Source organism: Streptomyces sp. (genome assembly GCF_019510245.1).
Lineage (GTDB): Bacteria > Actinomycetota > Actinomycetes > Streptomycetales > Streptomycetaceae > Streptomyces.
Window position 1 is genome coordinate 1 of the sequence record NZ_JAEKKT010000254.1, and the last position, 10,807, is coordinate 10,807.

13 protein-coding genes and 1 pseudogene are annotated in these 10,807 nt (G+C 68.1%); 5 read left to right on the plus strand and 9 right to left on the minus strand.

From position 1 onward, the window contains the following. Positions 1–120: 120 nt before the first annotated feature. Positions 121–435, minus strand: coding sequence for a hypothetical protein (locus JF597_RS47940; RefSeq protein WP_294011839.1), 315 nt, complete (start codon positions 433–435; stop codon positions 121–123). Then, positions 422–985, minus strand: a complete 564-nt coding sequence (locus JF597_RS47945) for a bifunctional DNA primase/polymerase (protein ID WP_294011841.1) — start codon at positions 983–985, stop codon at positions 422–424. Before JF597_RS47945 ends, JF597_RS47940 begins: the two co-directional genes overlap by 14 nt. A 403-nt stretch (positions 986–1,388) precedes the next feature. Between JF597_RS47945 and JF597_RS47950 the strand changes: the two genes are divergently transcribed. Next, positions 1,389–2,636 (plus strand): hypothetical protein, encoded by a 1,248-nt coding sequence (locus JF597_RS47950; RefSeq protein ID WP_294011844.1) that lies wholly within the window; start codon positions 1,389–1,391, stop codon positions 2,634–2,636. Between the two features lie 18 nt (positions 2,637–2,654). On the opposite strand, the gene JF597_RS47955 is transcribed toward JF597_RS47950, so the two are convergent. The 5 genes from JF597_RS47955 to JF597_RS47975 form a co-directional block, all read right to left on the minus strand. Continuing rightward, the gene (locus tag JF597_RS47955) at positions 2,655–3,584 is read right to left on the minus strand and encodes an aminoglycoside phosphotransferase family protein (protein ID WP_294011845.1); all 930 of its coding nucleotides are present in this window, start codon (positions 3,582–3,584) and stop codon (positions 2,655–2,657) included. 151 nt (positions 3,585–3,735) lie between these two features. Then, complete coding sequence (locus tag JF597_RS47960; protein WP_294011846.1) at positions 3,736–4,575, minus strand: transposase family protein; 840 nt, start codon at positions 4,573–4,575, stop codon at positions 3,736–3,738. 52 nt (positions 4,576–4,627) lie between these two features. Then, positions 4,628–5,083: a hypothetical protein gene (locus JF597_RS47965; protein ID WP_366916555.1), complete on the minus strand. Its 456-nt coding sequence runs from the start codon at positions 5,081–5,083 to the stop codon at positions 4,628–4,630. 160 nt (positions 5,084–5,243) lie between these two features. Next, on the minus strand, positions 5,244–6,782 hold the full coding sequence (locus JF597_RS47970) for an ABC transporter ATP-binding protein (protein WP_294011881.1): 1,539 nt from the start codon (positions 6,780–6,782) through the stop codon (positions 5,244–5,246). 621 nt (positions 6,783–7,403) lie between these two features. Further along, positions 7,404–7,700: a hypothetical protein gene (locus JF597_RS47975; protein ID WP_294011861.1), complete on the minus strand. Its 297-nt coding sequence runs from the start codon at positions 7,698–7,700 to the stop codon at positions 7,404–7,406. A gap of 24 nt (positions 7,701–7,724) precedes the next feature. Between JF597_RS47975 and JF597_RS47980 the strand changes: the two genes are divergently transcribed. The 3 genes and pseudogenes from JF597_RS47980 to JF597_RS47990 form a co-directional block, all read left to right on the plus strand. After that, positions 7,725–8,060 carry a hypothetical protein gene (locus tag JF597_RS47980; protein WP_294011863.1) on the plus strand — a complete coding sequence of 112 codons (336 nt, stop codon included), beginning with the start codon at positions 7,725–7,727 and terminating at the stop codon, positions 8,058–8,060. Further along, on the plus strand, positions 8,060–8,644 hold the full coding sequence (locus tag JF597_RS47985; protein WP_294011865.1) for a tyrosine-type recombinase/integrase: 585 nt from the start codon (positions 8,060–8,062) through the stop codon (positions 8,642–8,644). The genes JF597_RS47980 and JF597_RS47985 overlap by 1 nt, the downstream gene beginning before the upstream one ends. A gap of 465 nt (positions 8,645–9,109) precedes the next feature. Next, positions 9,110–9,208 (plus strand): annotated as a pseudogene (locus JF597_RS47990) (3-oxoadipate enol-lactone hydrolase); the annotation flags it as partial. Between the two features lie 305 nt (positions 9,209–9,513). On the opposite strand, the gene JF597_RS47995 reads toward JF597_RS47990, so the two are convergent. Both JF597_RS47995 and JF597_RS48000 read right to left on the minus strand, forming a co-directional pair. Beyond that, positions 9,514–10,119: a hypothetical protein gene (locus JF597_RS47995; protein WP_294011867.1), complete on the minus strand. Its 606-nt coding sequence runs from the start codon at positions 10,117–10,119 to the stop codon at positions 9,514–9,516. 32 nt (positions 10,120–10,151) lie between these two features. Then, complete coding sequence (locus tag JF597_RS48000) at positions 10,152–10,427, minus strand: SHOCT domain-containing protein (protein WP_294011883.1); 276 nt, start codon at positions 10,425–10,427, stop codon at positions 10,152–10,154. A 173-nt stretch (positions 10,428–10,600) separates the two neighbouring features. Here JF597_RS48000 and JF597_RS48005 point away from each other — a divergent pair. Beyond that, positions 10,601–10,807 (plus strand): metalloregulator ArsR/SmtB family transcription factor (locus JF597_RS48005; protein WP_294011869.1); only part of this gene is annotated, 207 nt, incomplete at its 3' end.

Here is a 10,807-nt window from a genome sequence, read left to right on the forward strand (position 1 = left end):
CAGTTGCTCGGCCAAGGCGCCAGCGATGCGTCGAGCCTGTGCCCAGCCGCGGACGTAGGGGACGCCGGGCAGCAGGTCTTCCGCACGCTTCGCGACTACGCCCCGTCGGTCAGTCATGGTTCAGCCCCTTGTCTCACGAGATTCGGTCGTTTCGTCGCCGCTCTCCCCGAGACGTTGCACGCTCGAAGCCTGCGGGAGCCGAAGCAGTTCCGCCAGTCGCTCCGCGGTGGCCGGCGACACGCGCCCGAGTTCGACCAGGCCGTGACCGAAGGCATTCAACTCGGCTCGCAGATACGGGAAGTCCTTCTCCAGGCCCGCCCGGATCAAAACGTCCCTCAGAGCGGAGGTGGCGTTGCGCGCGGCGTACCAACCGTCGCTGTCCAGCGGCGACCAGGTGGCAGCGTCGTGGCGGTCGGTGGCGTCATCCCGGCGCATCGATCGGAGCCCCCTCGATTGCGAAGAAGCCGAAGGTGTCCACGGCCAGGTAGCGCTCGCCGTATCGGTCCACGCGAGCAAGTAACTCGGCGGAGGCAACGAGCATGGTCGCCAGGGCTACAGGACGGAGCGGGTTGGCCATCGGCCGCCGGGCCGGCGCGCGTAGCCATTCGTAACGGTCGCCGCGTAGGGGAATGGGGCCAGGGACGACGACCGCGGAGCCGCGGCTCAGGTAGCGGTAAGCGGGTGCAGTGCCCTCTTCCTGCGCGAGGTAGTGAAGGAAGGTCTCCTGGCTCTGAGAGCCGAGGAAGAAGCCGACACGCTGTGCCTTGTGATCGAGGACGGTGGGGCCGAACGGCAGCCCCCGGCGGAGCAGTTGATCGAAGGTCTCGATGCCGACGCGCTGGTCCACCGTCACCACGTCGAAGTAGCGGCCGGTCGGCAGCATGTACGGTGCGCGGGGATCGTCGGTCCAGGTAGCGCGGCACTCCACCGGATCGTCAGCCGCCGCGGAGAGCCATTCCATGCCTCTCCTGGTCATCCTCTGCACGTCATCTCACCTCGGTCAGACTCAGTTGAGGCCGCGATGCCGCCCTGTGTCCAGACTCAGGGTCACCACTCTGGCCGGGGCAGATGACGAGAGGTGACGGGGGATGACGCGCAACCCGGACACGCGTCATCCCCCGTCAGGTTGCAACCGCTCACGATCTCCGATTACGGGCAGCGCTCAGCAATGAGCAGCGCGTACATTCGGTCGTAGGAGCAAACAGTCACGCGTCCCAAGGTCGCACCCGTGAGCCAGTCGAGAGGGAACGGTCACGTCTTCGATGGAACCGACCAACGTTCGCTTACGGCAAGCCCGTGTGGGTCGTGGCTGGAGTCAGCCGCGGTTGGTGCGCGAGCTGCGCCAGGCCGCAACGCGCCGTGGCCACCAGCTCCCGTCGGATGCGAGCGTGAAGCGCCGTATCGCCACTTGGGAGAACGGGCACAGCGCACCGGACGACTTCTACGGTCCATTGCTGTGCGAGGCGTACGACCTCAGCGCCGCCGAACTCGGGCTGAACCACGAAGGCGAGCGGGACACGGGGCTCTTGGACGCTGGCTATCCGGCTAGCCCCGAAGGCGCCATCGAAGCCGTCAGTCAGCTGTGGCGCGCAGATCTCAATCGATATGAGCCCCTGCTCCAGGCCGAGCCCTCCGAACCGGCCTGGAGCGAAGCTTCGCTCCGGTGGTTGGTGGCGCCCGAGCCTGCCGTTCCCCGGCAACGGCAGAGCGGAATGCGCGTCGGTCTCGGAGACGTAGCCGCTATCAAGACCACCGCCGACATGTTCGCCGACCTAGACGACCGATTCGGCGGCGATCACGCGCGGCGCTCGGCCATCCAGTACCTCAGTACCGAAGTGACACCGCTGCTGCGCGGCCAATACAACGAGCAGGTCGGCCGGGCCCTGTTCTCGACCGTCGCGGAGGCTACGCTCTTGGCCGGTTGGATGTCCTACGACGCCTGTCGGCACGGCTTGGCACAGAGGTACTTCCTCCAGGCTCTCCGGTTGGCCCAGGACGCCAATGACCGCCGGCTCGCTGGAAGCATTCTGTCCGCCATGAGCCATCAGGCGACGTTCCTCGGTCGATACACGCAGGGCGCAACGCTCGCCCGCGCTGCTCTCATGGGCATCTCTCCCGTTGCCACGCCAACGCTTCGCGCCCAGTTCCACGCCATGGAGGCACGCGCGCTTGCCCGGACCGGAGACGTTCGGGCTTGTGAGGCCGCCTTGAGTGCGGCTACGAAGGCGCTGGAGAGCCGGAACAACGACGACGAGCCCGAGTGGATCAACTACTTCGACGAGGCCGAACTTGCCGCAGAGGCCGCCCACTGTTTCCGTGACGTCAACAGCGCCCGGCAAGCCGTCGCCCACGCCGAGAACGCCATGAGCGGTAGCCACGTCCGGAGCGACTTCTTCGCAACCATGGTGCTCGCTGACGCCCACCTCCGCGCCGGCGACGTCGAGGAGGCCTGTCGCGTGGCACTCGACGCGCTGGACCTAGGCGAGCAGCTCAAATCGGCGCGATGCGTCAGCTATCTCGCCGAGTTCCGGCGGAACCTCGCAGCGGCCAGCAGCAGCGCGGACGTGCAGACCTTTACCGAGCAGGTCAGGGAGCACCGACTGTGGATCGCCTCGGGCGATCATGTCGCTGTCTGAGCGCGGGTCGCCGTGCCTTCAGAACGGGCCCCATTCGTCTCGCCCCTCTCCGGTGCGAAGGGACCGCACCCGACGAACGAACTCCGTGGCGGCCGAGTCACTGGTCGTGACCTGGTGGCCGAGCCAGGCGACCATCATCAGTTCACGCAGGTCCGCGAGGGTCTCGTACCCGGGCCAGTTCATCAGGTCGAAGCCGTACCGGTGCACGAACTCCGCGTAGTCCGCCTTGGTGTGCCAGCGGTATCGGTCGTAGAACATCGCCGTCTGGATCAGATCCCACTCACGCGGGGCAAGGGCGAAGCCGTCCAGGTCGATGAGCACCGCGTGCCCGTCCCGATGGCGGAGGATGTTCCCGATGCTGGCGTCGCCGTGGATCATGCCCAAGGGGAGAACGAAGTCCAGCCGGTCGTACTCCTTGGCGAGCCTTGCCGCTCGCTCGTCGAGGAACGTCCGGTCCTCATCCGAGATGCCGTCCAGCCCTTCGAGGGACGCCGCCACCTTGGCCAGCGGATCGAAGTACGGCAGACCGAGGGATTCGGGCTCTTCGAACCAGTGCAGACGGCGGAGCAAGTCGGCCAACTCCGCGACCGTGGCGTACTCCTCGCGCTCCTGGACGCTCTCCCAGAAGGTGACCACTCGGCCGCCGATGACAAGTGGCTGAGCTGCCGAGGCCAGCACGCGCATGGCCGGGAAGCCCTGTGTCTCCAGCCACCGAGCCACGCCCACAGCCCGCTCCATCTCCGCGCGGACCGCTGGATCACGCGCGATGCGGACTATGACGGGTAACGAGTTGAGGCGGTAGACCGCGTTCGAACCGAGGCGCAGCAGTTCGGCGCCGCGGCAGTCGAGTCCGGCCGTCGCACAGGCCTCTTGGAGAACAGGCTCCAGGCCCTCCGCCGTGAACTCCGTGCCGCCGCTGTCCGGTCCCCCGCTGCTGCCCGAGATCATGTCTCGACCATACGGGCCGGACCCAGCGCCCGACAGGCTGCCTACGTAATGAGCGGTGTGCATCGTGAAGTTGCTGGTGAGGGCTCTGGTGTGCGTGGGTTTATGGTGCTCTGCCTGATCGTGGGCGGATGACTTCGGTGAAGATCGTCGGTCACCGGGAGACTTCGCGGTTCGTCAGGACCAGCAGCGCCCTGACCAGGGCGGTCGCCCACTTCGGATCGGTGCGGAGCTTGCCGAGCACCCTCCAGTTCTTCAGGTGGGCGAAGCCGTGCTCGACGGGCGCGCGCACCGCGGCCAGCGCGGTGTTGGACAGCTTCTGACCACGCGTCAGGGGCCGGTTCCGGGCGGCTTTGTAGCCGGTGATCACTGCCGGGTCGGCGTCCGGGCCACTGTCGTCGAGGCCGACGAACCCCAGGTCGGCGATGGCACCGAGTCCGGCCGCCCGCAGGTGGGCGGTGAGCTTGTCCTGGCGGCAGGCGACGATCTCCGACGTGCGTCCGGGCCGCACCGCGGAGACCCAGAGCAGTCGGCCGCGCTCGTCGGTGAGCGCGATGACGAGCAGGCCATGGCACTTGCTCTTGCCCGAGTAGTTCCTCCGGTTCTCGCTTCCGGTGCGCCGCCGGGTGCGGATGAGGGAACCGTCCAGCAGTACGATGCCGCCGCCCGTTCGGGCGATCTTCTTGCATGCCCGGTCCAGGCGCGGAGCGCGGGCGGCCAGGAGGGCGACGACCTCGCGGACCCAGCGTGTGACGGTGGTGCGGTGTATCCCGTTGCCGCCGGCCAGGTCGCCGGGCCGCTGGTCACAGCGCAGCACCGCCAGCACGATGCCCGCGATCTTCCCAGCGGGCAGCGCCCGCCACCGAGATCTGATCTTCTTCAGGTGGCCGCGGATCAGACCGGCGAGGTAGTTCAAGGTGGCGCTCGACAGCGGCAGCCGGGACGTGTAGACAAGGCCGTCAGGGCCCTCGGCGTGAGAGTTGTTTTTCTTCACACCAAACTCAACTGCCGCCGGGGGCCCGCCAGTTACTCCCTCTGCCGTGCGATTACCGGCGAGCGGTGAAGCGTCCGTCGGGGCGTTTGTGCAGCCAGCCGCGGTCGGCGAGCTTCGTCAGCTTCCCGCGCAGCGGCTCCAGCTTGCCCCGCACCCCGGTGTCCAGGCCCAGCACCTCGCCGATCTGCCGGACCGCGACCGGCCCGGCGGCCTGCCGCACCGCGGTGAGGATGCGCTGGTACTCCGCCGGCAGCGCGGACTCGGCCACACCCGGCTCCCGGTCAGGGACCAACCGCACTGCCCGGCCCGCTACTTGAACGACCGGCGACCCGGCCTTGGCCTGTTCGTCAGCGATCTGCTCACTGAGCCGCTGCAGAACCCGTTCGGCCGCCGCGAGCTCGTCCCGCTCCGTCCGCACCTCCGCCAGCTGCTTGGTCAGCTGTTCTTCGAGTCCGTCCAGTTCCGCACGTCGCGCGGTGATCCGATCCAGCACCTCGGGGTCCATCATGCGCGGGATCGTAGAAGCGACACCCGCGGCGACGGGCGGGAACCAGCAAAACCGCCCCGCCAGACGATCTACACTCCAGACTGCCCCGCACGACCAGCGTGAGCACCCCGAACCAACGTCACGCCAGACCCACGACCTGCGACTTCACGATGCACACCGCTCACTGGCCGCCGCTGAGTTCCTCCCCGTTGAGCCACTCGCGGGCCAGGAGGGTGTCCAGGCCGGCACCGAGCTTGTCGACGACTTCGTCGGCGTCGGCCGCCTCGCATGCCTCGCGGACCGCCGCGTCGCCGCGCGCCGTGGGCTGGCCCTGGGTCACGTTCTCGCGCACGGTCAGCGGCCAGTGTGCGTAGTTCTGCGGCACGAGGGCGACCTGCTGCCACAGGGCCTGCGGATCGGCGTCGCCGGTGGGGACGCCGTCCCACAGCACCTGCCCGCCTGTGGGCAGGTAGAGGCCGCTGACCAGCTTCGACAGCGTCGACTTGCCTGAGCCGTTGAAGCCCACCAGCGCGGTGACCTCGCCCCGACGCAAGGTGAGAGAGACGTCGGACAGCGCGTCGCGGTCCTTGCCGGCATACCGGTGGGTGACCGACTTGACCTCGATCGTCTCCGGCGGCTCAGGGCGGTGCGGACCCCGGCGCATGCGGAAGCCGCCGGCCTTGTCGAGGAAGCCGCTCCAGTCGTCCATGTACAGCCCGGTCCGCACGGCGCGCGCACCGACAGCCACAAGACCGCGGACCGACATGCCTACCGTTTGCAGGGCGAAGACGGCCGTCCCGGCATGCCCGACGGTGATACGGCCGGTCGCGAGCAGCCACACGACCGCCGCCCACACCACCGCCGACCCCAGCCCTCCGCACACCGCGCCGACCAGGGACATCCGGGCGCCCTGGTCGGCCGCGGCCCGGTCCTCGCGGTTGATCCGGGCGACCGTGTGCCGGTACCGGCCGGACAGGAAGTCGGCCATGGTGCCGGCCCGGATCTGGTCGGCGGCGTCCTTGGTGTAGATGTGCCAGCGCAGCACCGACAGCATCCGGTTGTCGCCGTTGCTGCGGAGGTTCGCCAGGTACCGGACGCGCGCGGCGCTGACCTGGGCCAGGGCCTGCGGCAGGCTGGCTGCGACGAGGAGCGGGAGAAGGACCCAGTGCACGCCGGTCAGCACGATCGCCCCGGCGAGGAAGCCGGCGCCCGACGCGATCAGGTCCTGGCCCTCGTTGATCAGGTCGCCGGTGACCTGGGCGCCGCGGTCGGCGGCCTCGCGGTCGCGGTTGAAGTCGGGGTCGTCATACGCGCACAGCTCGACCTCGGCGCATCCGGTAAGCAGCATCTGCTCGGCCTCACGTGACATCAGCGGGCCAAGCCGGGAGGACAGCCAGTTGACGGTGATTCCGAGGAGCGCGCGCACGCCGGCGGCACCGGCGAGCAGGGCGACGGAGGGCCACGCCTGAAGGAGCCGGTGGTAGACGTCTCCGCTGCGCAGCAGGGCGGTCAGGGTGCCGGCGATGGCGACCAGGCCCAGGGCCTGCATCACGCCGGTGACGGTTTGGCACAGCAGGAGGCCGACGGTCGCTCGTCGGTCGACGCGCCAGGCGAGAGCAAGCGAACGGCGCACCAGCTGCGGCAGGCGGCGGGCCATGTCGCGCATCCGGATTGAGCGGCCGGCTGCCTCGCGGCTGCCGGTCAGGTCGACGTACCGCATCTGCGGCTCGGGAGCCAGCGCGGGCGAAGTGCCCGCCGGCAAGGGCTCCGACGGTCCGGCGGACGGTGCGGAGGGGGACGCTGCGGGGGTGGTGCGCGGTCCCGGGACAGTGTCGGCTGATGCATCGGTGGGCTCACTCATGCCGCCCACCTCGTATCCGGACGGGCTGAGCTGAGCTTGTCGTCAACGCTGTGCGTGATCACGCCGGGCCGCCGTTCGATTCCGGGAGGCTGCTGCAAGGGGGCAGGGGTGGGGTGCATGGCGTGTCCTCCGTCTGGGCGTCGGTGTGGCACTGATGCTCTAAAAACGTGCTGGACCTGGTCCGGTCACGGCCCGATCGGAGGGCATTTACTGAACAGGAGTTCTCATGCCAGGGGCAGGGCAGGCGGGCTCTGGGCGGTCACGACTCAAACTCGTTCGATCAGGGCGGTTCACTCCTTCAGGGGGTTGCGGACAGCACGCACCTGGCCGCGACGCAGGTCCGCGGCGGCTGTGCGGTAGGTGTTCAGAGCAGGACGGGCGGGAGGGTGTCAGGCATTGAGGACGGTGAAGGCGACGGAGGGGAAGCGGCGGCCGTTGACCTGGAGGGCCGGGGGAGCAGGAGCCCGGAGAGACCGTCCATCATGCGGTCGAGCGCAGCGGGTGCGCCTTGGCGAGCCGCAGTGCCTGGCCCGCTTCGGCTGTGGCGCGGCGCAGGAAGGAGACCTTCTCCCGCGGCTGGCCGTTCTGCCCCATGGTGGCGATCACGATCACCACGTGCACTGGTGCGGTGGTGGTGGAAGTGAGAGCGGCGGAGAAGTTCAGGGTGTCGCCGTCGCGGAGTTCGGTGCGCTCCAGGACGAGGGGGGTGAGCGCGATGGGCGCGTCGTGGGCGTAGGCGAGGGTGGCGTAGGCGGGCGGCCACGCGAACATAACCATGAGTGGCTCGACCGGTGGCTGGCCATGAAAGCGGAGGACCTCGAAGAAACCACCATCTACAATTACGGGATTACCCTGGACCGAGTTCGGGGAAGGCTCGGAAATATCCGTCTCCAGGACCTTGCTGAAGAGCACGTGGAAGAGTGGATGGACTGGGCGCCGGCGCATGGCCGCGTGCGTGGTAAAAGGGCCGGGACGCCACTCAGTCACGAGTGTGAATGTGAGCCTCGCTCGGCTGAAGGAAGCGCTGGGGAGAGCTGTTGCCCGGCGATTGGTGTACGTCAATGTCGCTGCGTGCGTGACCATTCCTCCATGGAATTAGGGGTGATCGGCTCGATGCTGCGCTACTTCTTTCGCTGATGGGGCTTCGTCCGGCTGAAGTCTGCGGCCTCCGGTGGGAAGCCGTTGACTTGGAGAACGCCACGGTCGTCATTGCCGACACGCGCACGATGATGGGCAACCGGTACGTGGTGGAGAAGGACACCAAGTCTCTTCCGGGTGAGCGGGAGCTGCCGCTGCCGCTGCCGCTGCCGCTGCCGCTGCCGCTGCCGCTGCCGCTGCCGGCGCCGGTGCTGGGAGCCCTCACGGCATTCCGGGCTCTTCAAGCCGAGGAGAGGCTCGCTCTGGGGGAGGCGTACACAGTGTCGGGCTACGTGCTGGCGCACGAGGCGGGCGACGCCTTCACGATCAAGCAACTTCGCCGACGCGCGTACCGGCTTATGGAGCTCCTCGGGCTCCGCCGCGTCAGGCTCTACGACGCACGCTCGTCGTTCACTTTCCTGGTCAACAACGGTGTCCCGGACCACATCCTCGCGCGATGGGCCGGACACACGAACGTGAAGACGACCAAACGGTGGTACGTCAAGCCGGATGTAGAGGATCTTCGCGGAGCCGCCACCACTTGGGATGGCCTGCACGGGGGTGCGGCGGAGGGGCGACAGTGAGCCACGCGGACTATCAGCAGAGCGACTTGCGAGCAGTATGGCCAGCAGGATTGGGGCGACGTGGATTCGAGGTCCGCTTGCTGGCTTTGGACCGGTGGCTGTCACTGAGAGCATTCGGCTACGGCCAAGCCTTCTACCAAGCGTTCACCGTGTGGGGTTCAAGCTGCTGTTGGGCGGGATTCCGGAAGGTTTCCAGGTGAGTCACGCCGAGCCTCGTCCGTGCCACCACACTCGATGCTGCAACCCAACCGCCTGGAGGCCGTGATCAAAGAGGAAAGCGTTGCTCGTAGTGACTGAATGAGGGCACGCGCCCGGAGGGCCCGCTGCCGGCACGGCCACGAGTACATGCCGGAGAACGTATACCTGGGCTCTCGTCGGCAGGTCCCGCAGTGCCGGAGCGGGACAAGGCACGCTAGGTCAACCCCGGCGATGTGACATCTCGTGACAGATGAGAGGGTCAGGCGGGTGAGTGAGACACCGATGAACACCCTGCAATACCGCTTTGACGGGCCAGAAGACGCCCCGGTCCTGATCCTCGGTCCCTCACTGGGTACCACATGGCACAGGTTGTAGAGACCGTCCAGGGGCGTCTACGCCAGTCCAACGCGGGCATAAAATAGCAGGTCAGGGCCTGCTGGTCCGTGAGAGGCCGCCCAGTTGGTGATGGCTTCGTGATAGGCGGGTGAGACGGCGAGGCCCCGCTGGGGTTCGTCCTTACAGGACTTTGAGTGGAGCCGTGATACGGTGGGCGCCTCATGCGGTCTGTATTCCTGTGACGCTTCCAGGCGTGCCTACTTTGCGATTGCACTTGCCGGGAGGTCCATGCATTTCGTCAGTGCGCCGCCCAGCAAACGCCACAGTAGGTGCAGTCATCGGTCCATGGCGGGGCTCATGCGGAGGAAGCGGCCGTGCCAGGTGTGGTACCAGACGTCACCGGTGGTCGCGTTGACCGAGAGCATGCCCGCGATGTGGCCGTCGCGCAGGGTGTGCAAGGTGTAGTAGCCAGGAAAGGCATCGGGCTGGGCGGCATGCAGCCCGGAGCGGTGGTCGCGCAGCCACTGGTCCGCGATCCGGACGGCACGGTCGGGCTTGATGGCCGCTGCGCGGCTCGGGGTGCGGACGGGTGTCATGCCGTAGCCGGGCATCATGCCGTACGCGGTGTTCCACATCATGGCCGGCCCGTACTCCAGGTGTACGGCACCCGATCCCGGCTCGACGAGGACTTCTGTGGCGTGCTTGCCGTGGACGTCGAGGAGTTCCGCGTAGTAGTTCTTGCTGAACTGCATGACCTCGCCCACATGAAGATTCCACCGGCCGGCGAAGCGCCCGGCGGCGCGATAGGCGTCGGCCAGGTTGCGCACCGGCTCACCGCGGGCGAGGGAGCCCATCATGGCGGTCGGGCCGGTCCGCTCGAAGCCGCTGCCCGCCACCCAGGCAACGGACACGATCAGCGCGGCAAGCGCACCGACCAGCACGGTCAGAGGCAGCCAACGGCCCCGCAGCCGGCTCACTTCGGCCCCGGGCGGTGCGTGGCGAGGTGCTTGCGCGCCTCGTGGTAGGCGTCCGCGTCGATCTCGCCCGAGGCGAAGCGCCGGTCGAGGATCTCCTCCGGCGTCTCCCGCGAAGTCCCTCCGGGAGCCCACCCGCGATCCGCGCCGCCACCTTGACCACCGCTCGGGTGCCGCGCCAGGTGAATCACGGCCCAGACCACCAGCCCGATCAACACGATCCACAACAGCGGCATGAACGCCATCCAGGCCCAGCCGCCACCGTCCCAGTACATCACCAGAACGCACCTCCTCGGGAGGCTTCTCGCACTCCTCATCCTCCGCTCGGGCAGCTCCCCGTGCCAGGGCCCTTCGTCTGAGGCGATGGGCCGGTCGGTACCCGGATGCGGCCGATGCCCAGGCCGCTCGGTCACGGAGGCCCATAAGTTCAGAATTTCGTGAATTCAGGATGCTGACCGCCACCCACGGCATCGACGTACTGGCCCGGTTCGGCCGCGCCCTCGCCGATCCGATCCGCTGCCGCATCCTGCTCGCCCTGCGCGAAGCACCCGCCTACCCGGCCGACCTCGCCGAAGCCCTCGACATCTCGCGCACGCGACTGTCGAACCACCTGGCGTGCCTGCGTGACTGCGGCCTGGTCGTCACGGTCCCCGAC